Source organism: Caballeronia sp. GAWG1-5s-s, from assembly GCF_023631445.1.
Lineage (GTDB): Bacteria > Pseudomonadota > Gammaproteobacteria > Burkholderiales > Burkholderiaceae > Caballeronia.
The window spans coordinates 37,199-62,789 of record NZ_JALQDC010000005.1 but is presented as its reverse complement, the minus strand read 5'-3'; the positions used below and the strand labels follow the sequence as shown (position 1 = coordinate 62,789).

Here is a 25,591-nt window from a genome sequence, read left to right as displayed (position 1 = left end):
CGGACGCTGCGCTTGCCTCGTTCAGAAGAGGCGAAGCAGTCCGTCCAGTCCGACGAAGTTGAACGCGACGCTCGCCAACTCCCGCACGACGGGCTTCGCGCGAAACGCCACGGACAGGCCGGCTTCGGCCATCATCTTCAGATCGTTGGAGCCGTCGCCCATTGCAATCGCCCGCTTCGGATCGATGCCGATCTTCTCGCACGTCTCGCGCAGCGTGCGCGCCTTCACGTCGGCATTCACGATTTCACCGATGACCTTGCCGGTCAGCTTGCCATCGACGATTTCGAGCGTGTTCGCGCGCGTGTAGTCGAGCCCGAGACGCGTTTTCAGGCGCTCGGTGAAGAACGTGAATCCGCCGGATACGAGCAGCGTCTTCAGTCCCGCCGCGCGCGCGCCTTCCAGCATGCGCTCCGCCCCCGGCGACAGTCGCAGGCGTTCTTCATAGACGCGTTCGAGCGCCGTGGCGTCGAGGCCCTTTAACAGGGCGACGCGGCGCGTGAGGCTTTCGTTGAAGTCCTTGATCTCGCCGCGCATCGACGCTTCCGTGATGGCGGCGACTTCGGCCTTCAGCCCGCAAAAGTCCGCGATCTCGTCGATGCATTCGATGGTGATCAGCGTCGAGTCCATGTCCATGGCGACGAGACCGAAATCGGAAAGCTGCGCTTGCGGCTCGATGTAGGCGTAGTCGAGCGCCTGCGTTCCGCAATACGCATCGACGTCGGGACGCTGAAGCGGATCGGCATCGACGAGGCGCAACAGCGTGTCGTCGATACGTGAAGCCGTGCGCGAGCGGGCGAGGGCGGCAAGCGGCCGCAAATGCGAATCGGCGATCGGGGCGGGGCTTTGAATGACGAGGTTCATCGGAGCGGGTATGTTTCGAGCGATGGCGCGGGAAGCGGGTATTGTACGGGGCGGGGTCTTGTTTCGACGCCGTGCGGCATCCTTGGCATTTTGCATGCGGCGTAGGGCATGCGGCATGCGGCATGCAAACGCGAACCTCCCTACCGCATGACCGCGGCCGGCTCGACGGTCTCAGTACGGCGGGTGGCCGAACCGCCTCGCGAGCTGTACGCGAGGGGCGCTACGTCGACGCCGTGCGGGCATCCTTGGCATTTTGCATTCGGCATAGCGCGTGAGCCATGCAAAACGCAAGACTTGCTACCGCATCACCGCAGCCGGCTCGACGTGCCAATACCGCGGCTCGCCGAGCCGCTTTGCGAGATGTAGGGCGGGGCGCTACCTCAACGCCGGGCGAGCAGCGTTGGCATCTTGCATGCGGCATAGGGCACGCAGCATGCAAAACACAGAACTCCCTACCGCACGACCGCAGCCTACTCGACGGTCCCAGTACGGCGCGTGGCCGAACCGCCTGGGGAGATGTACGCGCGAGGGGCGCTACCTCGACGCCGTGCGGGTATTTTTGGCATTTTGCATCCGGCATAGGGCATGCGGCATGCAAATCACAAAACTCGCTACCGCATCACCGCTGCCGGCTCGACGTCCCAATAAGGCGGCTCCCCGAACCGGCCCGCGAGAAACTCGATGAACGCCAGCGTCTTCGGCGGAACGAAGGCGCGACTCGGGTACACCGCCCAGATCGCGACGGTCTGCGCGATCGGATAGTCATCGAGCACCGTGACGAGTTCTCCGCTCGCCAGCAACGGGGCCACGCTCCACGTCGACTTCAGCCCGATACCGATGCCCGCCGCGAGCGCATCGCGGATCACTTCGCCGTTGTCGGTGACGAGCCGGCCGGACACGCGCACATCGATTACGCCCGTCGGCGTGACGAAACTCCAGTCGCGCTGATCGGCGAGAATCACGCATTCGTGCTGCGCAAGATCGGCGGGATGGCGCGGCGTGCCGTGTTTCTCGAGATAGGCAGGCGACGCGCATAGCACGCGCCGGTTGCTCGCGAGCTTGCGCGCGACGAGCGTCGAGTCCTTCAACGCGCCGATGCGTATCGCGAGGTCGATGCCTTCATCCACCAGATCGACGATCTGATCCGTCATGCGCAAGTCCATCGTCACGCTCGGATACTGCGTGAGAAATGCCGGAATCAACGGCGAGATGTGCTGACGGCCGAGCGAAGAGGGCATCGTCACGCGCAGCCGCCCATGCGGCTCCGCGAGCGCCCGGCCGACCGACGCGCGCGCCGCTTCCGCCGCATCCAGCAACTGGCGCGCATGCGCCGCGAAAATCTCGCCTTCCTGCGTGACGCTCACGCGCCGCGTCGTCCGATGCAGCAGCCGCGCGCCCAGCATGCGCTCCAGGCCCGCGATCCGCGCGCTCGCCACGGCCGGCGACAAACCGAACTCCCGCGCGGCCGAGGACAGATTCGAGAGCGCCGCCGCCCGCACGAAAAGGCTTACGTCCAGCAGATCGAGCCGGTCTCGCGCGTGTCCTTCAACCCATGCGTCGCTCGCCATTCGATGGATTTCCCGAAAAATGTTTCCTGCATTATCGCGGTTTTCCGATAGCGTGGCGCGCGATACGATGCAGTCACCGTTTGCATTAAGAATCCAAAGTCACCTCAACAAGGACACGTCATGAAAGCCATCGGTTTGACCCGCTACTTGCCCATTTCGAATCCTGAATCGCTGATCGACATCGAGCTCGACAAGCCCACGCCGACCGGCCGTGATCTGCTCGTCAGAATCGAGGCCATCGCGGTGAATCCGGTCGACACGAAAGTGCGCGCGCCGAAGGACAAGGTCGAAGAAACGCCGCGCGTGCTCGGCTGGGACGCGGCCGGCGTCGTGGAAGCCGTCGGTCCGGACGTCTCGCTCTTCAAAGTGGGCGATGCCGTGTACTACGCCGGCGACATCACGCGGCAAGGCGCGAACAGCGAATTCCATCTGATCGACGAGCGCATCGTCGGCGCGAAGCCGAAGTCGCTCGACTTCACGCACGCGGCCGCGCTTCCGCTCACCACGCTCACGGCATGGGAAGCGTTGTTCGACCGGCTGAAGGTGTCCGCCGAAGGCAAGGACGCGGGCAAGACCGTGCTCATCATCGGCGGCGCGGGCGGTGTCGGCTCGATCGGTATTCAGCTCGCCAAGCAAGTGGCGAAGCTGCACGTGATCGCGACGGCGTCGCGGCCCGAGTCGGCGAAATGGGCGACGGAGCTGGGCGCGGATCGCATCGTCAATCACTTCGAGGACATCCCGGCGCAACTGAAGGACGCCGGCATTCCTCAAGTCGACTATGTGCTCATCTTCAACGACACCGACAAGCATTTCCCCGCCGCTGCCGAAGTCGTGAAGCCGCAGGGCAGCATCTGCACGATCGTCGAGAATGCAGCGCCGCTTCCAGTCGAACTGCTGAAGGCGAAAAGCGCGGCGTTCCACTGGGAATTCATGTTCACGCGGGCGATGTTCCAGACACCCGACATGATCGAGCAGCACAAGCTCTTGTCCGAAGTGGCGCGGCTGATCGACGCAGGCACCATCCGCACGACGCTCGGGAAGAACCTCGGAAAGATCAACGCCGCGAATCTGCGAGAAGCGCATCGCCTTCTGGAAGAAGGGCGCGCGATCGGCAAGCTCGTGATGACGGGTTTCTGAAACGCTTCGGCGCATTCTTTCCGGCATGCGCGGGCTCGGGTTTTCCCCGACGAAGCCCGCGCATCCTCGGCGCTAGACTGACTCCGCCTTAAGCCGATCCGGCGCCCAACGCGCCGGATTGCTCTCGCGCTTATTCAGGAGATGCCGGATGAATCGACTCTCGAACGCAGTGCGCGGCGCGTGTGCAGCCGTGGTCGCCTGCGGGCTGCTTGCGACGGCGCACGCCACGCCCGGCATCCGCGTCTTGTCCGAAGCGCCCAACGACGGGCCGATCAAATACACGGTCAAGATGACGTCGAAGACCTTCGGCAACGAGCAGGAGACGCGCACCATCCGCTCCGGCGAGAGCGACGACTTCACCTGGCAGGCGTCCGCGCCCAAGGGCGCGCAGGCGGTGCCGGACGGGTGCCCGCAGCTTTCGTCGATCCCGCGCAGCGCCGAGGGCGCAGCCGTGCGGCAGGTGCAGATCCGCTTTGCGCCCGTCGTCGCGGAGAACGGTTCGGCTAACATTCAACTCAGCTTTCGCGGCTATGCGCCGAAGGGCACGAGCAAGGTCACGGTCGCGGGCAAGGCGTTGCAGTGTCCCGTCGATTCCCGCGTCAGCCAGATCGTGCGTTTCAGCATGCCGACGTCGACCGGATCGAAGAAGACCGTCACGCTCGATGACGGCACTCAGCTGACCATCACGGCGAGCCGGAAGTAAGCCGCTCGCGCCGCGCCTCAACGCGGCAGATGATCACGCAACTAACGGTCTTTGTCGCCCACCGTCGTCGACAACAGGCGGTCGGCGACGTTGGCATCCTTCCTGCTACCAGAACCGATGCGCATGGCGTCGCGCTCGATCGCGCCGCCGACATGCCAACCGCCAACGCATCGACCGTTCCGTCAGCGAGGTAATCGCGATGCCGCACATGATCTGGAAAGGCGCGATCAGCTTCGGGCTGGTCCACGTGCCTGTGCAACTCTATCCGGCCACGCAGTCGGAGAAGGTCGGCTTCAATCTGCTCGATAAACGGTCGATGGACCCCATCGGCTACAAGCAGATCAACAAGAACACCGGCAAGGACGTCACGCGCGACAACATCGTGCGAGGCTTCGAGTACGAGAAGGGCAAGTACGTCGTGATGACCGACGCCGAAATCCGCGCGGCCAATCCCGAATCGACGCAGACGGTCGATATCCTCTCGTTCGTCGATGCTCCCGAAATCTCGTTCCTCTCGCTCGACACGCCGTATTACCTCACGCCCGACCGCAAGGGCGAGAAGGTCTATGCGCTCCTGCGCGACGCGTTGAAGGATACCGGCAAGGTCGGCATCGCGAGCGTCGTGCTGCACAACAAACAGCATCTCGCCGCGCTGATCCCGGTCGGCCCCGCGCTCGCGCTCAACACGCTGCGCTGGGGCGATGAAGTGCGCGACTTCAGCCAGTTCACGTTCCCTGACGAAGACACCAAGAAGGCCGGCGTCACGGCGAAGGAACTCGACATGGCGAAGCGTCTCATCGACGACATGAGCGACTCGTGGGATCCGACGAAGTATCACGACACCTTCCGCGACGACATCATGGCGCTCGTCGAGAAAAAGGTGAAGGAAGGCAAGGTCGCCGAAGTGATGAAGTTCGAGGAAGGCGGCGAGACAAAGGCGAGCGCAGACATTCTCGACCTGTCCGAACTGCTCAAGCGCAGCCTGAAGAAAGGCGGCGCGACGAAGCGCGGCGGCAGTTCCGCCAGTGCCGACGACGGCGGCGACGACGCGGGCAAGGACGCCAGCGAGGAACCCGCGCGCCCGGCGCGCAAGACGGCGCGTCGCAAGCGCGCTTAGCGCGAGATAAGCGCCATCGGACGACACAAGGACTCCACGACGATGACGGGCAAGCTCGAAACCTATCAGCGGATGCGGCGTTTCAACGAAACGCCCGAGCCTTCGGGCGAAAAGACCGCCGCGCGCAAAACGGCGCGCCGCAAGAAGGCGCCCGCGCAGGCGCTTTCTTTCGTGATTCAGGAACACGACGCGCGGCGCTTGCACTATGACTTCCGGCTCGAACTCGACGGCACGCTGAAATCCTGGGCCGTGCCCAAAGGGCCGAGCCTCGATCCGTCGGTGAAGCGGCTGGCGGTGCATGTCGAAGATCACCCGATCGACTACGGCTCGTTCGAAGGCGCCATTCCCGAGGGCAATTACGGCGCGGGCAGCGTCATCGTGTGGGATCGCGGAACGTGGGCGCCGCAGACCGGCACCGCCGAAGACGCCGCCCGCGAGTACGAAAAGGGCAAGCTCAAGTTCACGCTCGACGGCGAGAAGCTGCACGGCGGCTGGACGCTCGTGCGCAGTCACATGCGCGGCAGTGGCGACAAGGAACAGTGGTTCCTCATCAAGGAACGCGACGAGGATGCGCGGCCCGAATCCGAATATGACGTACTTCTGAAGAAACCAGGCAGCGTGCTGTCCGACTCGCTCGGCGCGCGGCTCGAAAACGGCGAACTGCGCGATCGCAACGAGCGCAAGGCGAAGCCGGCGGCGCGAAGAACAGTGCCGCGCCCACCGAGCGACGCATCGAACGGGCACGCGCATCCGGATATCGTCGCGACGCGCAACAGCGAATCGCTGCGGGCGCTGTCGCACGATCCGGCCATCGAAGGCGCCGAAAAAGCGAAGCTCCCCGCGCTTCTGAAGCCACAACTCGCCACGCTCGTCGATGCCGCGCCGCCCAGCGACGAGTGGTCCTACGAGATCAAGTTCGACGGTTATCGCGTGCTCGCGCGCATCGAGCGGACGAAGGGCAAGAGCGATATCCGCATCTTCACGCGCAACGGCAACGACTGGACGGCCAAGTTTCCGAAGCAGGTGAAGGCGCTGGAGAAGCTCGATATCGACAGCGGCTGGCTCGACGGCGAAGCGGTCGTGCTCGACGACCGCGGCTTGCCGGACTTTCAGGCGCTGCAGAACGCGTTCGATGTCGGGCGTCCGCAGGGCATCGTCGTGTACTTCTTCGACCTCGCGTTTCTGAACGGCTACGACCTGCGCAACGTGCCGCTCGTGCAGCGCCGCGCGCTCTTGAAAGCGATCGTCGAACCGGTCGACGACACCGCCTTGCGCTATTCCGAAGACTTCGCCTTCAGCGCCGACGACCTGCTCAAGAGCGCGTGCGACATGGCGCTCGAAGGGATCATCGGCAAGCGAATCGACTCGACGTATGTCTCCGGGCGCAGCAACTCGTGGATCAAGCTCAAGTGCCGGCGCCGACAGGAGTTCGTCGTCGCCGGTTATTCCGAGCCGTCCGGCAGCCGCGGAGCGTTCGGCGCGCTTCTGCTCGGCGTGTACGACGCGAAGGGCAAGCTGCAATACGCGGGGCGCGTGGGTACCGGCTTCGATCACGCGATGCTCGTCGCGGTCAAGAAGGAACTCGACAAGCGCGCGACGGATCGCATGCCGTTCGAGAAGGAGCCGCAGGAACGCAGCCGCACGCCGGTGCATTGGGTGAAGCCCGAACTCGTGGCCGAGTGCAATTTCGCGGAATGGACCAAGGAGCGCATCGTGCGACAAGCATCGTTCGTCAGTCTGCGCGACGATAAACCGGCGCGGCAGATCGTGAAGGAAGAGCCGGCATCGGCCGAAAAGGTCGAGGCTGAGCAAGAAGAGACAGTGACGCCCAAGGCGCGAAAGACGGCTGCTAAGACTGCGAAAAAGACAGCGGCCAAAACAGCCGCCAAGACAGCCGCCAAAACGGCCTCGAAGTCCCGCGCGAACGCGACCGAAATCGAAGGCGTGAAGATCAGCCATCCGGACCGCGTGATCGACAAGTCGACGGGCCTGAGAAAGATCGATGTGGTCGAATACTACGCGTCGATTGCCGAATGGATGCTGCCGCACTTGCAGGACCGGCCGGTGTCGCTCGTGCGCGCGCCCGACGATATCGGCGGCGAACTGTTCTTCCAGAAGCACAGCGCGCGGCTCGCTATTCCGCACATCACGCAGCATCCGGACGTCGATCCCGGACATCCGCCGCTTCTGACGGTGGAATCGGCGCAGGCGCTCGTCGGCACCGCGCAGATGGGCACCATCGAACTGCATACGTGGAACTCGGTGGCGTCGAACATCGAGAAGCCGGATCGCATGGTGTTCGATCTCGATCCGGGCGAGGGCGTCGGCTGGGATCGCATGGTGGAAGCGGCGAAGCTGACGCGCGACCTGCTGGAAGAGCTCGGGCTCGCGTCCTTCTGCAAGACGAGCGGCGGCAAGGGACTGCATGTGGTCGTGCCGCTCGCCAAGCAGGCAGGCTGGGACGAAATGAAGGGTTTCTCGCAAGCCGTCGCGCAGTTCATGGCCAAGACGCTGCCGAAATTTTTCTCGGCGAAAATGGGCATGCAGAATCGGCAGGATAAAATTTTCGTCGATTATCTGCGCAACAATCGCGGGTCCAGCACGGTCTGCGCGTTCTCGCTGCGGGCGCGGCCGGGCATGGGCGCGTCGATGCCGATCAGTTGGGACGAACTCGACGACACCACGCGCGGCGACCAGTGGAACATCGGCAATGCGCGCGAGCGGATGGACGCGCTCACCGCCGATCCCTGGGAAGGCTATGCCAAGGCGCGCCAGCGGCTCACGGCGCAGATGAAAAAGCGCCTGGGCATCGACGGCTCGCGCGGGTGATTGATCAAACCGGCATGCAGCGAAGCGCAAACGGAGCGCATCATGAAGCAGGCGAAGGACGAACCCAAAAGCACGCCCGAAGCGCCTCGGGACGACGAGGCCAACGCAACGAGCGACGACCGCGCGAAGCCCCCGCTGCCTCACGAGTCGGATCAGAGCGTGCAGTCGCAAGATGAGGGAACGCCGCGCGATGTAGGCAAGCAGGCGCATGAGGACATCGAACGCGGTCTCGTCGATACGGACCGCAGAAGCAGCGAACCGTGAAGCAGAAAACTGGCTGAAGCGCCGCCGAAGCGGCGATGTCCATGACATCGAAGGGGCGCCTGCGTAGAATGATCGTCTGTCTCGAAAAAAACGGGGTAACACAGCCTGTTTTTACCGGACGCCACGCGCAACGCTCCTCCGGCCGGTAAGACCTTCCAGCCAGCTTGCCTTTTGCCGCATATCCGGCGCAACAAGCCACACAACCGAACATGCGACACGACCTTCTGTCCCGCCTGAAGCAAGAAACCGCTGCGTGTCATTCCCGTCTGGAGCATGCGCTCGACCTGATGCGGGACGGCTTGCAGCGCGACGATTACATTGCGCTGCTCGAACGTTTCTATGGCTACGTCGCGCCGTGGGAAGACGCGGTCGGCGCATGCCTGCCTGCGTCGCTGCATGCGTTCTTCGATGAGCGCCGCAAGGCGTCGCTGCTTGCCGCCGATCTCGTCGCGCTCAGTGGCGACCCCACAGCCGCCGAGTCCATCATGATCGCCAACGCACGGAGCTTGCCGCCGATCGACGATCTCGGCAGCGCCTTCGGCTCGCTCTATGTGATGGAAGGCTCGACGCTCGGCGGGCGCTTCATCGCGCCGCACGTGGCCGAGCAACTGGGCCTCGCGCCGGGCGTCGGCAACGCCTACTTCGACGGCTATGGCGCGCGCACGGGCAGCATGTGGAACGCGTTCCGCGAAACCGCCGTCTCGGTCGTCCCGGAAACGGGATACGACGCCGCGGTGAGCGCCGCCATAGGAACGTTCGAGAGTCTGCAGGCGTGGCTGTGCGTGGATGCGCCCGACGCGCGAGCGATTTCGGGAGCCGCCGCATGAGCCATATTCCAGAGGATTCTCTGAACGGAAGGCACGTCGCCGGTCCGCCGGACGCCGAAGCGCGCCGCCTCACGCTCGATTCGGGCGTGGCGAGCAAGGACTGCGAGGCCGAGCCGATTCACATTCCCGGCGGCATTCAACCGCACGGTTATCTGATCGTGCTGGCCGAAGAAGCCGGCGATCAGGCCGGCCCGCGCATCACGCAGGCAAGCGAGAACATCGCGGCGCTGATGGGCGAAAGCGTCGAGGCGCTGCTCGGCAAGCCGCTCGATGCGCTCGTCGGCGAAGACGCCGCGCGGCGCGTTCTGCGCGCCGCATCGACGATGCAGGTGGAGGACTCGCCGCTCTACGTCGGCGCCACGGATAAGCCCGCGCGGCTCGATGTCACGGTTCATCGGCACGACGGCGTGCTGATCGTCGAAATGGAAGCGACCGCCGAGCCCGGCGAAGCGGCGTTCTCGTCGATGTATCCGCTCGTGCGCACGTTCGCCCGCGATCTGCAGGACGCCACCACGGTCGAGGAACTCGCGGCGCTGGCCGTGCGCGAGGTCCGCGCGATCTGCGGTTTCGGCCGCGTGATGCTCTACAGCTTCGACGCCGAAGGCCGCAGCCACGTGCTCGCCGAAGACCGCGACCCGCGCTATCCGTCGTTCCTGCATCAGTTCTTCCCGGCATCCGACATTCCGACTCAGGCGCGCGCCTTGTACCTGCGCAACCGCATCCGCCTCGTGTCGGATGTGAACTACGTGCCCGCGCGCCTCGTCCCGGCAGTCAACCCGGTCACCGGCCGCCCGGTTGATCTGACCTTCGCCACGCTGCGCAGCTTCTCGCCGGTGCATCTGGAGTACATGCGCAACATGGGCACGAACGCGTCGATGTCCGTGTCGATCGTCGTGCGCGGGCAGTTGTGGGGCCTCATCTCGTGCCACGATCAGGACGCGCGCCGCGTGCCGTTCAGCACGCGCGTGGCCGTCGAGCATCTCGGGCACATGCTGTCGCTGCAAATCGAGGCGAAGGAGGAGCGCGAGCAGGGCGAATATCTCGCCGAACTGCGCCGCACGATGGCCCGCCTCATCGCCGCGATGAGCGAGCACGAGAGCTTCGTCGCCGGGTTGCAAGACGTGCCGGGCGATCTGCTCGGCTTCACGCGTTCCGAAGGCGCGGCCATCGTGATGAACGACCAGATCACGCTGATGGGCAAAACGCCCGACGAAGAGACGGTGCGCGCGCTCGCGCTCTGGCTCGCGGAGAACACGTCCGGCGTCTGGTCGACGGATTCGCTCGCGCGCCAGTGGCCGCCGGGGCAGGCGCATCAGGACACGGCGTGCGGCGTGCTCGCCGTGCCCGTGTCGCAGATTTTCCGGAACTATCTGTTGTGGTTCCGGCCCGAGGTCATGCAGACCATCAAGTGGGCCGGCGAGCCCGTGAAGATTCGCGGCGAGGACGGCGCGAGCGCGCCGCGCACGAGCTTCAGCCCCTGGCTCGAAACGGTGCGCGGACATTCGGTGTCGTGGCGCCAGGCCGAACTCGAGGTCGCGAGCGAACTGCGCGGCGCGCTGCTCAACATCGTGCTGCGTCGCGCGGAAGAGCGCGCCGAGATGGCGACCGAACTCGCCCGCGCGAACAAGGAACTCGAAGCCTTCTCCTATTCCGTGTCGCACGACCTGCGCGCGCCGCTGCGCCATATCGCCGGGTACGGAGACCTGCTGCGCGAGCTGGAAGCCGAGCGCATGTCCGACAAGAGCCGCCGCTTCCTCAACAACATGCTGGAATCGGCGCGCTTCGCAGGCACGCTCGTCGACGATCTTCTGACGTTCTCGCAGATGGGCCGCGCCGCGCTGCGCCCCGCGCCGGTCGACCTCGGGCAACTGGTGCGATTCGTCGTGCGCGAGTTCGACTCGGAAACCGTCGGACGGCACATCGAATGGGTGATCGGCGAGCTGCCGCGCGTCACCGGCGACGCCGCTTTCCTGCAACTCGCGGTGCGCAATCTGATCTCGAACGCAGTGAAATATACGCGGACGCGGGAATCGGCGAAAATCGAGATATTCGCGACTCGCAGTGGCGACGAGCACATCATCGGTGTGCGTGACAACGGCGTCGGGTTCGACATGAAGTACGAAGGCAAGCTCTTCGGCGTGTTCCAGCGGCTGCATCGCGCGGAGGAGTTCGAAGGCACGGGAATCGGCCTCGCGAACGTGCGGCGTATCGTCGAGCGGCATGAGGGGCGCACGTGGGCCGAAGGGCGGCTGGGCGAGGGCGCGGTATTCTATTTCTCGTTGCCGGTCGAGTTTCACAGCGTGACGGGCCGGGAGGCCGGCAAGCCGAAGGCCGCATCCGCAACGTCAGTGACAAAATCAAGACCAGACCATGCTTAAACCGATACTGCTCGTCGAAGACAATCCGAACGACCTCGAGCTTACCCTCGTCGCGCTGGACAAGAGCCAGCTCGCCAACGAAGTGATCGTTGCGCGCGACGGTCAGGAAGCCATCGACTATCTCACGTGCGAGGGCCAGTGGAAGGAACGCGCGCCGGGCAATCCTGCCGTCATCCTGCTCGATCTGAAGCTGCCGAAAATCGACGGCCTCGAAGTGCTGGACATGGTGCGGTCGAACGCGGGGCTCAAGAGCATTCCGGTCGTCATGCTGACGTCCTCGCGCGAGGAGCAGGATCTCGTGCGCAGCTACGAGCTCGGCGTGAACGCCTATGTGGTGAAGCCGGTGGAATTCGCGGAATTCGTCGAGGCCATCAGCGATCTCGGCGTCTTCTGGGCCGTGCTCAACGAGCCGCCGCCAGGCTCCACGCGCTTTCGTCGTCCGTCGGCGGGGCAGTGACGGTTGTGCCCATGTTCGCCGTCGTGACTTTCCCAGCGCCCGCGCGCCCGCTTTCGAGCGAGGCCGCCTAGACCATGCAGCCCCTGCATCTGCTTCTCGTCGAAGACAACGCACTCGATGCGGAACTGACGATTGCCCAGCTCGAACGCGCCGACTACATCGTGGACGCGACCATCGTCTACGATTCCGCGAGCTTCAACGCCGCGCTCGACAGCCAGCGTTTCGACGTGATTCTCGCCGACTTCGTGATGCCGACGTTCTCCGGCATCGAGGCGTTGTCCATTGCGAGCGAGCGCACGCCGGACACGCCGTTCATCTTCGTGTCGGGTCTGCTCGGCGAAGAACACGCCGTCGACATGCTCAAGCGCGGCGCGACCGATTACGTGCTGAAACAGCGTCTGCAACGCCTACCCGCGGTGGTGCGCCGCGCGCTGCGCGAAAGCGCGGAACGCGAGCAACGCATCGCGGTGGAGCGGGCGCTGCGCGAAACGGAAACGCATTTTCGCCTGCTGATCGACGCGCTGAAGGATTACGCCGTCATCACGCTCGATCCCGAAGGCCGCATCCGCACGTGGAACGCGGCCTCCGAGCGCATTCTGGGCTTTCCGGCGCAGGACGTGCTCGGGCAGAGCGCGAGCATCTTCTATAGCCAGGAAGACCGCGAAGCCGGCGTGTACGACAACGAGCTGGAAACGGCGCGGCGCGAAGGCAGCGCGAGCGACGATCGCTGGCTGTGGCGCAAGGACGGGCACTCGTTCTTCGCATCCGGCGTGACGACCGCGATCCGCACCGAGCATGACGAGCTGATCGGTTTCTCGAAGATCGTGCGCGACGCGACCGATGCCCACATGGCCGCCGACGCGCTGCGGCTCGCGAAGGATCAGGCGGAATCCGCGAACCGCGCGAAGGACCATTTTCTGGCGGTGCTCTCGCATGAACTGCGCACGCCGCTCACGCCGATTCTCGCGGCTGTGCGGCTGCTCGAAATCAAGCACCCGCTGCCGCCCGACGCGCATCCGACGCTCGATCTCATCCGCCGCAATGTCGAACTGGAGGCGCGGCTGATCGACGATCTGCTCGATCTCACGAGCATCGCGCGCGGCAAGCTGAGCCTGAACTTCGCGAACGTCGCGCTCGATACGCTGCTCACGAGCGCGGTCGACATGTCGGAGGCCGACTTGCGCGCGAAGCAGCTCACGCTCGAAACGCGGTTCGAGGCGGAGCGTTTCGTCGTGCTCGGCGATGCCGCGCGGCTTCAGCAGATCATCTGGAATCTGATGAAGAACGCGGTCAAGTTCACGCCGGCGGGCGGGCGTATCGAAGTGCGCACGTGGAACCCGGACGACCGGACCATTGCGGTGTCCGTGACGGACAGCGGCATCGGCATCAGCGCGGAGGCGTTGCCGCGCATTTTCTCGGCGTTCGAACAGGCCGACGATTCCATCACGCGCTCATTCGGCGGATTGGGCCTCGGTCTTGCCATCGCGAGCACGCTCGCGCAGAAGCACGGCGGCACGCTCTCCGCGCATAGCGACGGCCGCGACATGGGCGCGCGTTTCACGCTGACGCTGCCGCTCGCGCGCGTGCAGCCCACGCACGAAGCCGCGCCACTGCCGGAAGCCGCGCGCCACGAGAAGGGCCGCGCGCTGCGCGTGCTGCTCGTCGAAGACAACGAGCAGACGTCGTCGGCCATGGCGGAAGTGCTGGAGATGCTCGGCCACGATGTCGCGGTCGCCACGACCGTCGCGGCGGCGCTCGAACGCGCAAAGGGCGCGCCGTTCGACTTGCTGGTCAGCGATATCGGCTTGCCGGATGGCAGCGGACTCGATATCGCGCGCGCATGGCGCGAGCTTCAGCCGGACAAGCCTTCGGTCGCCATCACGGGATACGGCATGGACGAGGACATCCGCCGCTGCCGCGAGGCAGGCTTTCGCGATCATCTGACGAAGCCCGTCAACTTTTCGCGGCTGGAAGCGCTGATTCGCTCGATCGCGGAGCAGCTCTCGCAGTAGCGCCCTCGGTGCGCGCACGTCTGCAAAAATTTGCGCCGGATGCTCGGAACGATGTCGATTGGCGGCATGCTTGCACGTCGTAGGACAGAGAGAGCGGGTGAGCCCGCTCGTCCACCACGTTCATTCACGGAGCCACCATGTCGCACAGTCCCGTCAAAGCCATTCCCGAAGGCATGCACTCGCTCACGCCGCACCTCGTCTGCGCGGGCGCGGCCGAAGCCATCGAGTTCTATAAACGCGCGTTCGGCGCCGTCGAGATGGGACGCCTGCCCGGCGACGACGGCAAGCTCATGCACGCGATGGTCAAGATCGGCGATTCCATGCTGATGCTCGTCGACGAGCACCCGGACTTCGGCATGCTCGGCGCGAAGTCGCTGAAGGGCTCGCCCGTCACCATTCATCTGTACGTGGAAGATGTCGACGCCACGGTGAAGCAGGCCGAAGCCGCCGGCGCGCGCGTCACGATGCCCGTCGCCGACATGTTCTGGGGCGACCGCTACGGGCGTCTGGAAGACCCGTTCGGGCATCAGTGGTCGGTCGCCACGCATAAGCGCGATGTGAGTCCCGCCGAGATGCAGCAGGGCAAGTGCGCGCCCCGCGAATGACGTCAGGCGGTATCCGAATCCCAAGGAGAAAGCTCATGCAGAAGATTTCGCCCTGTCTGTGGTTCGAGGCCGACAATGCGCAGGAGGCCGTCGACTTCTACCTCACCGTGTTCAACAACGCGCGCATCGTCGAAACCATGCGCCATACCGAAGCCAGCCCCGGCCCCGCGGGCAGCGTCCTTGCCGTGCTGTTCGAACTCGACGGCGAGGAGTTCATGGCGATCAACGGCGGCTCGCAGTTCAAGTTCACGCCCGCCATTTCGCTGTTCGTGAACTGCGAGAGCCAGGACGAGATCGACCGGTACTGGGACAAGCTGCTCGAGGGCGGCCAGGCGCTGGCTTGCGGGTGGGTGACGGACCGCTTCGGCGTAACGTGGCAGGTTGCGCCGTCGCGCCTGCGCTCGATGCTTCAGGACCCCGACCCGGCCAAAGCCAACCGCACGATGCAGGCGATGATGAGCATGATCAAGCTGGACATCGCGGCGCTGGAGCGCGCTTACCACGGCGCGTGATCACGCGCGGCGCATCTTCGCCTTGCGCTCGACGAGCTTCGACGCATTGAAGCGGTGGTCCGGCGAGAAGAGCCGCCGGTACGTCATCACGACCGCGCCGACGACGCCCAGCCCCGACGCCGCCGCGATCAGGAACATGATGACGATCTGATAGCGCACCGCCTGCAACGGCGACTGCCCCGCCAGCACTTGCCCGGTCATCATGCCGGGCAGGCTCACGAGACCGACCACGGCCATCTGGTTGAGCGTCGGAATCATGCCCGCGCGCACTGCCTGGCGCGCGGGCCCTTTGGCTGCTTCCCAGCGCGTCGCGCCGAGCGCGAGCGACATCTCGACCGCGCCGCGTCCCGCGGTCAGTTCTTCCGTCATGCGTTCGATGCCGAGCGACACGCCCGTCAGCGTATTGCCGAGCACCATGCCGAGAATCGGAATCGTGTATTGCGGCTCGTACCACGGATGAATGCGGATCACGACGAAAAGCCCGAACGCGCCGATGAGCCATGAACTGCCCCAGATCGACACGATGCTGTCCGCGCGCTGGCCGGCATACGTGCGCCGCCCGCGGCCGGACGCCGCGAGCCCCGCGATCACCGTCATCAGGACCATGAGCGGCAGCACGACATACCAGCGGCTGAACGCGAACACCCAGCCGAGCACGTAGCCGATAAAGAGCAATTGCACGACGGTGCGCACCGCCGCGATCAGGAGCCGCCGCTCCAGCCCGAGGTCGAGCGCGACAGAAAGCGCCCCGTTCACGACGATCAGCGCCGCCGCGAGCCCGATATCGACGAGGCTCAGATTCTGGTAGCCGTTCACGCGGCCTCCGCGGTTTCGGTGAGCGTGCCCGCCGACATCGCGAGATGGCGCGTGGCGACGCGGCGAGCCTGCTCCGGATCATGCGATACCCAGATGCACGCGCGCGCTTGCGCGCCGTCCGAACCGTCGCCCCCGTCGAACCATGCGCCGACGAGCGCTTCGATCGCGCGCACGGACGCGGGATCGAGCGAAGCGGTCGGCTCGTCGAGCAGAAGCACATCGGGCGCGAGTTGCAGCACGCGGACGAACGCGGCGATCTGCGCTTCGCCGCCCGACAACTCGCTTGCGAGCTTGTCGAGGAAGTCGGCGCTGCGTCCGGCTTCGTGCGCGAGGCGCGCGGCGGCGTCGCGATCGAATTGCGCATCGCGATAGGTCTTCAGTGTGTACGGATAGCGCAGGTTGTCCTCGACCGTGCCGTCGAGCATGGCGGGCCGCTGCGCGATATAGGCCACGCGCCGCCGATACGCCGGAATGCCCGCGCGTTCGATGCGCTCGCCGCGCCACGTGACGACGCCCGCATCGCACGGATCGAGCAGCGCAAGCGTGCGCAGGAACACGCTCTTGCCCGACCCCGAGGGCCCGGTGATGGCGACGCGTTCGCCCGCGCGCAGCGTGAAATCGGTGGGATGCAGAAGTACCGTGCCGCGCAGCGCATCGCGGCGCGCGACGCCCTTGGCCGCTACGAGCGGTCTGTCGTTAGCCATCTGCGTAAATCGTGGGGAGTCTCGTGTGGCCGTCATCTTACGCGGCCTCGCCGACATGAGCCGGGCACATGTCATGCTGGCGCGAAGTGAATCAGAAAAAACGGATGGAGAGGTCATGGCGCAAGCCCGAACCGCCGGAAAAATCGGAAAGATCGCAGCATGGTTCTTCGCCATTCTCGCGGTCCTGATCGCCGTGCTGGTGATCGTGTTCCTGACCTTCGACTGGAACCGGCTGCGGCCCTGGATCGACGACAAGGTCTCGCAGGCGATCGGCCGTCAGTTTCAGATCACGGGCGACCTCAAGGTCGGCTGGCGCCGTCCGCCGAACGAAACCGGCTGGAAGCGGTGGGTGCCCTGGCCGCGCTTCTCCGCCGAAAAAATCACCATCGCGAACCCGGACTGGGCGCGCCAGCAGCACTTCGCGACGCTCGACGAAATCGACTTTCAGGTCGCCGTGCTGCCGCTTCTCGCGCATGACATCGTGATTCCGAACATCAACCTCGTGAATCCGTCCATCGACATCGAACGGCTGAAGGACAATCGCAACAACTGGACGTTCAAGTTCAAGCAGTCGAGCCAGCCTTCGACATGGAACCTGAAGCTCGGCGACATTTCGCTCGCCAAAGGCACGATCGGCGTCCATGACGAAGTGACCAAGACGCAGATGGACATCGTCGTCGATACGCTCGGCCAGGCCGTGCCCATCGGCGAAGTGATGAAGCAGCAGGAAGCGGCATCGACCAAGTCGTCGGCGGAAATGGTCGGCAAGGGCGGGGCGGCCAAGCTCAGCAAGCAGGCGGATGCAGCGGCGGCATCGGAAGCGTCGGCTGCATCGGCGGCGTCGGCGGCGGCAGCGGCGAATGCATCGGCGCCGAATCCGGCGAGCACATCCGCGAACAAGAGCATCACGACCAAGGACGCGCCGAAGCCGCCGATTCCGCCGTATGCGTTCGGCTGGACCGCGAAGGGCACGTACAACAACGGCAAGGTCTCGGGCGAAGGCAAGCTCGGCGGCGTCCTCGCGGTGCAGGACGCGCAGCGCCCGTTCCCCGTTCAGGCGGATGTGCGGCTCGGCGATACGCATATTGCATTCGTCGGCACCGTGACCGATCCGGCGCATCTCGCCGCGGTCGATCTGCGGCTCTGGGTGCAGGCGGTCAGCATGGCGCATTTGTACACGTTCACCGGCGTCACGCTGCCGGACACGCCGCCTTTCGCAACGGAAGGACGCCTGACCGGTCAGTTCAGAGAAGAAGGCAACGTCTTCCACTACGAGAACTTCACCGGGCGCGTGGGCGGCAGCGATATCAACGGTTCGCTCGTCTATGCCGCCAGGAAGCCGCGGCCGCTGTTGCAGGGCGAACTGGTATCGCACCTGCTGCAGTTCTCGGATCTCGCGCCGATCATCGGCGCGGACTCCAACGCCAGCAAGGAGAAGCGCGGCGACGCGAAGAAACAGCCGTCCGCCAAGGCGCTGCCGACGGAGGAATTCAAAACGGACCGGTGGAAGGCTATCGACGCCGACGTGAAGTTCACCGGCCAGCGCATCATCAAGGACCCGAAGCTGCCGATCACGGATCTCTACACGCATGTGGTGATGAAGGACGGCGTGCTCTCGCTCGAGCCGCTCAAGTTCGGCGTCGCGGGCGGCACGTTTGCATCCAATATTCATCTCGATGGCAGCGACGCGCCGCTGAAGGGCAAGGTGTCGGCGGAGGCGCGGCATCTGAAGCTGAAGCAGCTGTTCCCGACCAACAAGACGATGCAATCCGCCCTCGGCGAAGTGAACGGCGATGCCGCGCTGTCCGCGACCGGCAATTCGCCTGCGGCGCTCGCCGCGAGTTCGAACGGCGAAGTGAAGGCGCTGATCACCGAGGGCACGGTGAGCCGGCTCTACATGGAGGCGGCGGGCCTGAACGTGGCGAACGTGGTCTACGAGAAGCTCTTCGGCAACCGCGATGTGAACATCAATTGCGCGGCCGCCGACTTCGTGGTGACGAACGGCGTGCTGGATTCGCGCGTCTTCGCGCTCGATACGGACGATGCGGTGATCAACGTGGACGGCACCATCAATCTGAAGACCGAGGACATGGATCTCGGCATTCATCCGCACACCAAGGGCTTCCGCATTTTCTCGCTGCGCTCGCCGTTGTACGTGAAGGGCACGTTCAAGGAGCCGAAAGTAGGTGTGAACGTCGGGGCGCTGGCGGTGCGCGGAGGCGCGGCGGTCGGGCTCGGGCTGATCAATCCGTTCGCGGCGCTGATTCCGCTCATCGCGCCGAGCAACAACAAGCCGCTGCCGTGCGGGCAGATGCTCGCGGACATCCAGAAGCCGCCGACCGCGCCGCCCGCCGGGCAGAAGCAGAAGGCGAAGGCTGCGCCGGCGTATATGTCGTCGGGCGCGGCGGCCGCGGGCGCGGGTGCTACGGACAAGGCGCCGAAGAAGCCGGCGGTGCCGGGGGCGGCCAGTGCGGGGCAGTATCGGGGGAGTTGATTAATCCGCGACGCCGTGGCGCGCGCGTCTGTTGCGTGACGATGCGGCCGCGACGCTACCGCCGCTTACCTTTCTATTCGATGGAGCACGGGAAAGCCGGGGAGCGCGTTGACGGCAGGTCCTTTGAAGACGATGCAGAGGCCTTCGGGCAGACGCGGCAACGTAGAGTCGCATTCACGCGTGCGCGACGCCGCCGATTACGCAGACCGAGAGGGCTCCGTTGCCGAAGCGTGACGCGTTTCGACGCGCGCGTCGCTTTCGCTGCGCCCTCAACGACTTAACGCAGTTCTCGGCAGGTTATCAACAGGGTGATGCACGGTTTGTGTGGATAGCGGTCCGCGCCCGCGCGCGAAAGCATACGCTTGGCGCGTGCATCCGCGAAGTCGCTAGCGGACCGATGCTTCGTTGATTGACTTACGCGACGACGCGCCTTACCCCGCCATCCCCGGCCCGCCGTTACTCCCGAGCAACTGCTCGACCGAATCCGCGTCCGCATAATCCTGCTCCGGCAGGCCATCGAACACGTTGATCACATCGTTGCTCGCGCCCGCCTGCCGCGCCGCTTCCACCAACGCGTCCTTGTTCGCGGGAAACTGCACCATGCGCAGCGTCTGCGCGATCTCATCGTCGATCGGCTCGTCGTTCAGAAAGTGGTTCTCTGCGGGCTTGTCGGTCATCGTCGAATCCGTTGTTATGAAAGTAACGAGCGGTCAGGTCAGCACTTGAATCGGCTGGCTCGCCATGCCATGACTCGGCGTGCGCGATTTCGGCAGCGGCACATGACGCCAGCGGGCGTGATCGAGGTTTTGCGCGCTGACATCCGGGGCGGGCGGCGACACCGGCCCGGCATTCACGCGCAGCGCGGCGCGGGTCGCCGACGCGACCTCCGAATCCGTCGAACTGGTATGCAGCGGCGCGGCGTAGCACGACACCGAAACCAGCGCCATCGACAACAACGTTGAGGTCTTCATCGGGCAACCCCTCCTCACGTAAGCAGCCAGAGCATCAAGCAGCATCAAGCAAAGCCTATGCCGATCGTTCTGCGGCGGGCGTCCCGCGCGTTCGAGCGTCGCGCCGGCTTGCGCACGGGCGCGACGAGCGGGCGTCGCGAGACCGAACTTCGAGTGATGCGTGAACTCGCCATCCGCGCCTCGGACGCGCGTTCGCGTGAAGCTGCGAGCCACGAAATTGCACGGCCGCGCAGTTTCAGCGCGTGGTCGGGTTCAGACGGAAGTATGCGTCCAGAAGCGAGGTCTTGTACACGACGCCGAGCAGGAGCGGCGCGGACTTGCGCTCGATCACCGGCAGCCGCTCGCCCTGAAACGCGAGGAAGTGCTGTAGCGCCTCGCCGAGCGACATGTCGGGCGTGAGCACGTCGAATTGCGGCTGAAGATAATCGGCGGCGGTCTTCGTCGCCGTGTCGTGGGCGTCGAGCAGATCGGACGTGATGTCCTTCAGCGCGACGACGCCGCGAAAGCGTCCGGCTTCATCGATCACATAGAGGTACTTGACCGGATATTCGAGGAAGACGCGCGTCATGTCCTTCACGTTCGCCGTCAGCGGCACGACCGTATCGGCGGGCTTGACGAGTTCGCGCATCTGCGTCGCGGCGAGCCGCAGCCGCTCCTTTTCTTCGCGCGTGCGGCGCAGCGTGACTTCGTACATCGAGGTCTGCTCGGAGGTGCGCGCGATGAAATACGCGACGACGCACGAGAGCATCAGCGGCAGCACGACCTGATACGAGAGCGTCATTTCGAAGATCATCAGGATCGCCATCAGCGGCGCGTGCGTGGCCGCGGCGAGAAAGGCGCCCATGCCGACCATCGCGTAGGCGAACGGCGCGGACGTCGAATGCGGCCAGATGCCATGCACGCCCAGCCCGAAGAGACAGCCGAGCACCGCGCCCACGAAGAGCGTCGGCGTGAAGATACCGCCGACCGCGCCAGAGCCCGCGGTCGCCGCCGTCGCGATGGTCTTGAAGACGAGCACCGTGAGCAGCGCCGTCCAGGTCCACGGTTGATGCAGCAGCGAGTTCACGACCTCATAGCCGTTGCCCCAGACTTCCGGCCACCATACCGAGATGATGCCGACGATCAGTCCGCCGAGCGCGAGCCGCACCGGCAAAGGCAGCGGCAGCAGCGCGAAGCGGCGTTTCGACGCCGCGAGCAGCCGCAGAAAATGCGGCGCCAGCGCGCCGCACAGCAGGCCGAGCACCACGAAAAGCAGCACTTCGACGCCCGCGATGGTCGGGAACACCGGCATCTCGTAAGGCGGCCGATAGCCCGCGAACTCGCGCATCGTGATATTGGCGACGACCGACGACACGACGATCGGGCCGAAGCTCTCCATCGCCATCGAGCCGAGCACGATCTCGGTGACGAAGAACGCGCCGGCGATCGGCGCGTTATACGCCGACGTGATGCCCGCCGCCGCGCCGCACGCGACGAGCAGACGCAGGCGCGGCGGATCGAAGTGAACCCATCGGCCGATGAGCGACGAGGCGAGCGCGGCGAGCTGCACCATCGATCCTTCGCGGCCGATCGAGCCGCCGCTCGTGATGGTGAAGAGCGACGAGAGGCTTCGCCAGACCGTTTGCGAGACCGGCACCGCGCCGTCGCCGATGGTGACGGCTTCCATGTAATCGGCGTTGGCCTGCTTCTTCGCATGCCGCCGCGCCGCGATCAGGCAGAAGCCCGCGACGAGTCCGCCGGCGGCCGGCAGCGCGATGCGCGCGGGCCACGGCAGCATGGTCGCCAGCGCGACGAGCCCCTCGGAGTGGTTGCCCAAAAGCCGCTGCGAGAGCGCGATGCCTCCGCGAAACACGGTTGTCGCGAACGCGCCCGCCACGCCGACGACCACGGCCCAGATGAGCATCGTGTGCGAGTCGGACAGCCGAAAGAGTCGTTGCGCGTGCGTGCGCAGCTTGAGCAGGAACGAGAGCACGGGTCGATTAGCTGTAAGCGTGGATAGCTTAGAAGCAAAAGGAATAAAGCGCCGCAAGGATAGCATTGCGCGAGGGCCCCGCAGCCCGTGCGCGCGCAAAAAAGCCCGGCGCGCGATCGCGGGCCGGGCTCCGTGCGCGGACAGGCTACCACTTCGGCGCGAACGACGGATTCGCGTTGCGCTTGCCTTCGTCGAGCTTGTCGATTTTGGCGATGTCGTCGGAATCGAGCTTCAGCTCTTGCGCGTCCCAGTTGGCTTGCTGGTGCTCCGCATTCGTCGATGCCGAGAGCACCACGATGTCGCGCGACAGCAGCCAGGCGAAGGTCACCTGCGCGGGCGTCGCGCCGTGTTTCTGGGCGATCGCTTTGATGGTCGTGTCGTTGTGCGCGCGGCCTTCGCCGAGCGGCATGTAGGCGGTGACCTTGACGCCGAGCCGCTGCGTCGCTTCGACAAGCGGGCGGTTGGCGAGGAAGGGACTCACCTCGATCTGGTTCGTGACGATCTCGCGCCCGCCCGGCGCATTCAACGCTTCTTCGAGCAGCGGCGCGGTGAAGTTCGACACGCCGTAGTGACGGATCAGGCCGAGCTGCTGCGCTTCCTGCATCGCGGCGAGCGTTTCGGCGATGGGCACCGCGCCGTCGGGCGACGGCCAGTGCACGAGCGCCAGGTCGATGGTGCCGATATCGAGCTTCGCGTGACTGTCCTTCAGGCTCGCGATCAGCTTGTCGTGCGCAAGGCGATCCCACCAGACTTTCGTTGTCACCCAGACGTCGTCGCGCGCGATGCCCGATTCGCGCACGCCCCGGCCGACGGCGGCTTCGTTGTTGTAGAACTGCGCTGTGTCGATATGGCGATAGCCGATTTGCAGCGCGCTCTTGACGGCTTGCGTGGTTTTATCGGCATCGACGCGGAACGTGCCGAGACCGAAGGAAGGGATCGTTTCGACCATGCTGGCTCCTTTGTTGAGGTAGGTGACGTCTGGACGCGCCTTACTGCGCGTCCTGATCGAGTTCAGGGTAGTGCCGGAAAATGCCGGATTCGTTGAACGGAATGCGCCGCTCCGAATCGACGTACGCCGCGATGTTCGGCCGTTCGAGCACGGCGTCATGCAGCGCCGACACGCGTGGATAGTGCTTGGCGAAGGTCTTCATCGCGCGGGGGAATGCATAATGCAATCCCTCGACGATCTGGAACATAGACAGATCGACATAGGTGACCGTGTCGCCGATCATCTGCGTGTCGCCGTGCGGGTTCTGCTTGAGCACGCGCTCGAAATAGCCGATGAACTTCGGCACGCGCTTCTCGATGAAATTCTTCGTGCGAATTTTCGCGGCGTCTTTCTGGTCTTCGTAATACAGATCGGTGGCAAGCGGATGATGCGTGTCGTGTACCTCGGCGACGAAATCCGCGATGGTCAGCTGCAATCCATGCGCGACGTAGCGCAAGGCTTCGTCGCTCGGCGCAAGGTTCAGCTTCGGGCCGAGATAGAGCAGGATGTTCGCCACGTGCGGCACGATGATCTCGCCGTCTTTCAGGAACGGCGGCGCAAACGGAATATGCGGCTCCGTCTTGCTGTTCAGCAGCTTCATCATGGCGTCCATGCCGTAACCGCTCTTCTTGGATGCGCGCGCGACATCGATGTACTCCGCACCGGCATCTTCCAACGCGAGCCGCACGAATTCGCCGCGGCCCTGCAGGCCGTCCCAGTAATACAGTTCGTAAGCCATGCGTGAACTCCTCATCGATCGGCCGCAAGCGGCAAAGCGCGTCGTTGCTGCTATTGAAGCACGATGCGCGCGGCGCGAAGCGTGATCGAAGCAACGGCTATACCCGCGCGCGGAGCGGCGATTGGCTGAAAAGCTGCGGTGTAGAATGGCCTTTTGCATGCGGTCTACATAACGCCGCATGCAGCATGCAAGCGATACATCGACAAGCAAGCGGAGAAGGGATGGACAAGCAAGGCTTCACCACGAGCATCGTTCACGGCGACCGCAACGCGGGCGTCGAACATGGCGGCCTGCGCCAGCCGATTCATACATCGGTGCAGTACGGGTTCGAGCGCGTCGAAGACCTGATCGGTGTGTTCCAGGGCACGAAGAAGGGCGGCTATAACTACGCGCGCCAAGGCACGCCGACGACCGCGGCGCTGGAACGCAAGCTCACGATGCTGGAAGAGGGCGTCGGCTCGATCTGCTTCAGCACCGGCATGGCCGCGATCACGGCGGTGTTCCTGACGCTGTTGCGCGCGGGCGACCATGTCGTTGCAAGCCGCTATGTGTTCGGCAACACGAACAGTCTCTTCAATACGCTTCGCACGCTCGGTATCGAGGTGACGACCGTCGATGCCGGCAAGACCGAACATGTCGCCGAGGCCATCACGCCGAAGACACGCATGGTCTTCGTCGAAACCATCGCGAATCCGGGCACGCAGGTGCCGGACCTCGCGGGTATCGGCGAACTTTGCCGCGAACGCGGCCTGGCTTATGTCGTCGATAACACGATCACGTCGCCGGCGCTTTTCAAGCCGAAGCACGTCGGCGCGAGCCTCGTCGTCAATTCGCTGACGAAGACCATCGCGGGTCATGGCGCGGCGCTCGGTGGCGCGGTCACGGACACGGGGCTCTTCGACTGGAGCCAGTATCCGAACATCGCCGACGATTACCGACGTGCCGGTCCGAGGGAACAAGGGCTATTGCAGATCCGAAAGAAGGGGCTGCGGGACATGGGCGCCGCGCTCTCGTCCGAGCAGGCGCATCAGATCGCGCTCGGCGCCGAGACGCTCGCGCTACGCGTCGCGAAGTGCAGCGACAACGCGCTCGCCCTTGCGCGCTTTCTGGAAGGCCACGAGGCCATCGGGCGCGTCTTCTATCCGGGGCTGGAAAGTCATCCGCAATATGGCATCGCGAAGTCTTTGTTCAAAAGCGGCTCGTGGCTGCTTTCGTTCGAGCTGCGCAATCCCGACAAGATGATCGACGTCGTCAATGCACTGCAACTGCCGGTGAAGGCTACGGGTCTGGGCGATACGCGCACGCTCATTATTCCCGTCGCGCCGACGATCTTCTTCGAAGCGGGCGCGCAGACGCGCAAGGCGATGGGGATTTCCGACGGCATGATTCGGCTGTCGGCGGGCATCGAAGAGCGCAACGATCTGATCGCAGATTTGGAGCAGGCGCTTCGGCTTGCTTAATTTCGCGGGACAGCGATCGATTTGTTGAGGGACCGCCTTCTGGCGGTCCTTTTGATTTTGCTAGGTAGGATAACTAAAGATGGCTTGCTTGCTCGAATGATAGCTTCTGCGATGCGCAACCGTTGCGCCGAGTCTTACTGGCGACGCGCCAGTGGAAGCGCGCACGAACCGACACGT

The 25,591-nt window shown here is 64.8% G+C and carries 22 protein-coding genes; 13 read left to right on the top strand and 9 right to left on the bottom strand.

Annotation, left to right across the window (positions count from 1 at the left end):
• Nucleotides 1-21 precede the first annotated feature (21 nt).
• Entirely contained in the window at nucleotides 22-861 is an 840-nt protein-coding gene (gene serB / locus NCR34_RS07900; RefSeq protein ID WP_248319926.1) for a phosphoserine phosphatase SerB, read from the bottom strand.
• Between the two features lie 611 nt (nucleotides 862-1,472).
• Complete coding sequence (locus tag NCR34_RS07895) at nucleotides 1,473-2,429, bottom strand: LysR family transcriptional regulator (RefSeq protein WP_248319925.1); 957 nt, start codon at nucleotides 2,427-2,429, stop codon at nucleotides 1,473-1,475.
• A gap of 120 nt (nucleotides 2,430-2,549) precedes the next feature.
• Between NCR34_RS07895 and NCR34_RS07890 the strand changes: the two genes are divergently transcribed.
• From NCR34_RS07890 to NCR34_RS07840, 11 genes are all read left to right on the top strand, one after another.
• The gene (locus NCR34_RS07890; protein WP_248319924.1) at nucleotides 2,550-3,566 is read left to right on the top strand and encodes a zinc-binding alcohol dehydrogenase family protein; all 1,017 of its coding nucleotides are present in this window, start codon (nucleotides 2,550-2,552) and stop codon (nucleotides 3,564-3,566) included.
• Between the two features lie 148 nt (nucleotides 3,567-3,714).
• Nucleotides 3,715-4,269 (top strand): DUF6013 family protein, encoded by a 555-nt coding sequence (locus NCR34_RS07885; RefSeq protein ID WP_248319923.1) that lies wholly within the window; start codon nucleotides 3,715-3,717, stop codon nucleotides 4,267-4,269.
• Nucleotides 4,270-4,468: 199 nt separating this feature from the next.
• The gene (gene ku / locus NCR34_RS07880) at nucleotides 4,469-5,386 is read left to right on the top strand and encodes a non-homologous end joining protein Ku (protein ID WP_248319922.1); all 918 of its coding nucleotides are present in this window, start codon (nucleotides 4,469-4,471) and stop codon (nucleotides 5,384-5,386) included.
• Nucleotides 5,387-5,428: 42 nt separating this feature from the next.
• Nucleotides 5,429-8,215, top strand: a complete 2,787-nt coding sequence (gene ligD, locus NCR34_RS07875; RefSeq protein WP_250499529.1) for a DNA ligase D — start codon at nucleotides 5,429-5,431, stop codon at nucleotides 8,213-8,215.
• A gap of 42 nt (nucleotides 8,216-8,257) precedes the next feature.
• Nucleotides 8,258-8,479, top strand: coding sequence for a hypothetical protein (locus NCR34_RS07870; RefSeq protein ID WP_248319920.1), 222 nt, complete (start codon nucleotides 8,258-8,260; stop codon nucleotides 8,477-8,479).
• 209 nt (nucleotides 8,480-8,688) lie between these two features.
• Nucleotides 8,689-9,306, top strand: a complete 618-nt coding sequence (locus NCR34_RS07865) for a biliverdin-producing heme oxygenase (RefSeq protein WP_248319919.1) — start codon at nucleotides 8,689-8,691, stop codon at nucleotides 9,304-9,306.
• Complete coding sequence (locus NCR34_RS07860; protein ID WP_248319918.1) at nucleotides 9,303-11,684, top strand: ATP-binding protein; 2,382 nt, start codon at nucleotides 9,303-9,305, stop codon at nucleotides 11,682-11,684. The genes NCR34_RS07865 and NCR34_RS07860 overlap by 4 nt, the downstream gene beginning before the upstream one ends.
• Nucleotides 11,677-12,141 carry a response regulator gene (locus tag NCR34_RS07855; RefSeq protein WP_175940403.1) on the top strand — a complete coding sequence of 155 codons (465 nt, stop codon included), beginning with the start codon at nucleotides 11,677-11,679 and terminating at the stop codon, nucleotides 12,139-12,141. The genes NCR34_RS07860 and NCR34_RS07855 overlap by 8 nt, the downstream gene beginning before the upstream one ends.
• A gap of 74 nt (nucleotides 12,142-12,215) precedes the next feature.
• Entirely contained in the window at nucleotides 12,216-14,153 is a 1,938-nt protein-coding gene (locus tag NCR34_RS07850; protein ID WP_248319917.1) for a hybrid sensor histidine kinase/response regulator, read from the top strand.
• Between the two features lie 137 nt (nucleotides 14,154-14,290).
• Nucleotides 14,291-14,758 carry a VOC family protein gene (locus NCR34_RS07845; RefSeq protein WP_175940401.1) on the top strand — a complete coding sequence of 156 codons (468 nt, stop codon included), beginning with the start codon at nucleotides 14,291-14,293 and terminating at the stop codon, nucleotides 14,756-14,758.
• Nucleotides 14,759-14,793: 35 nt separating this feature from the next.
• Nucleotides 14,794-15,270 carry a VOC family protein gene (locus tag NCR34_RS07840; protein WP_248319916.1) on the top strand — a complete coding sequence of 159 codons (477 nt, stop codon included), beginning with the start codon at nucleotides 14,794-14,796 and terminating at the stop codon, nucleotides 15,268-15,270.
• Here the strand turns inward: NCR34_RS07840 and NCR34_RS07835 are convergent, their stop codons facing one another.
• Both NCR34_RS07835 and NCR34_RS07830 read right to left on the bottom strand, forming a co-directional pair.
• Complete coding sequence (locus NCR34_RS07835) at nucleotides 15,271-16,086, bottom strand: ABC transporter permease (RefSeq protein ID WP_248319915.1); 816 nt, start codon at nucleotides 16,084-16,086, stop codon at nucleotides 15,271-15,273.
• On the bottom strand, nucleotides 16,083-16,790 hold the full coding sequence (locus NCR34_RS07830; RefSeq protein WP_248319914.1) for an ABC transporter ATP-binding protein: 708 nt from the start codon (nucleotides 16,788-16,790) through the stop codon (nucleotides 16,083-16,085). The genes NCR34_RS07835 and NCR34_RS07830 overlap by 4 nt, the downstream gene beginning before the upstream one ends.
• A gap of 115 nt (nucleotides 16,791-16,905) precedes the next feature.
• Here NCR34_RS07830 and NCR34_RS07825 point away from each other — a divergent pair, with 115 nt between their 5' ends.
• Nucleotides 16,906-19,284, top strand: coding sequence for an AsmA family protein (locus NCR34_RS07825; RefSeq protein ID WP_248319913.1), 2,379 nt, complete (start codon nucleotides 16,906-16,908; stop codon nucleotides 19,282-19,284).
• A 431-nt stretch (nucleotides 19,285-19,715) separates the two neighbouring features.
• Here NCR34_RS07825 and NCR34_RS07820 read toward each other — a convergent pair whose 3' ends face one another.
• The 5 genes from NCR34_RS07820 to NCR34_RS07800 all read right to left on the bottom strand — a co-directional run bounded on the left by NCR34_RS07820 (nucleotide 19,716) and on the right by NCR34_RS07800 (nucleotide 23,954).
• Nucleotides 19,716-19,961: a DUF2795 domain-containing protein gene (locus NCR34_RS07820; protein ID WP_248319912.1), complete on the bottom strand. Its 246-nt coding sequence runs from the start codon at nucleotides 19,959-19,961 to the stop codon at nucleotides 19,716-19,718.
• Nucleotides 19,962-19,994: 33 nt separating this feature from the next.
• Nucleotides 19,995-20,255 carry a hypothetical protein gene (locus NCR34_RS07815; RefSeq protein WP_248319911.1) on the bottom strand — a complete coding sequence of 87 codons (261 nt, stop codon included), beginning with the start codon at nucleotides 20,253-20,255 and terminating at the stop codon, nucleotides 19,995-19,997.
• Between the two features lie 235 nt (nucleotides 20,256-20,490).
• On the bottom strand, nucleotides 20,491-22,227 hold the full coding sequence (locus NCR34_RS07810) for a ClcB-like voltage-gated chloride channel protein (protein ID WP_175940394.1): 1,737 nt from the start codon (nucleotides 22,225-22,227) through the stop codon (nucleotides 20,491-20,493).
• A 145-nt stretch (nucleotides 22,228-22,372) separates the two neighbouring features.
• A complete protein-coding gene (locus NCR34_RS07805) occupies nucleotides 22,373-23,176 on the bottom strand; it encodes an aldo/keto reductase (protein ID WP_248319910.1) in 804 nt (267 codons plus the stop codon).
• Nucleotides 23,177-23,216: 40 nt separating this feature from the next.
• Nucleotides 23,217-23,954 (bottom strand): glutathione S-transferase, encoded by a 738-nt coding sequence (locus NCR34_RS07800; RefSeq protein WP_248319909.1) that lies wholly within the window; start codon nucleotides 23,952-23,954, stop codon nucleotides 23,217-23,219.
• Between the two features lie 221 nt (nucleotides 23,955-24,175).
• On the opposite strand from NCR34_RS07800, the gene NCR34_RS07795 reads away from it, so the two are divergent.
• Nucleotides 24,176-25,414 carry a cystathionine gamma-synthase family protein gene (locus NCR34_RS07795; RefSeq protein WP_248319908.1) on the top strand — a complete coding sequence of 413 codons (1,239 nt, stop codon included), beginning with the start codon at nucleotides 24,176-24,178 and terminating at the stop codon, nucleotides 25,412-25,414.
• Nucleotides 25,415-25,591 lie beyond the last annotated feature (177 nt).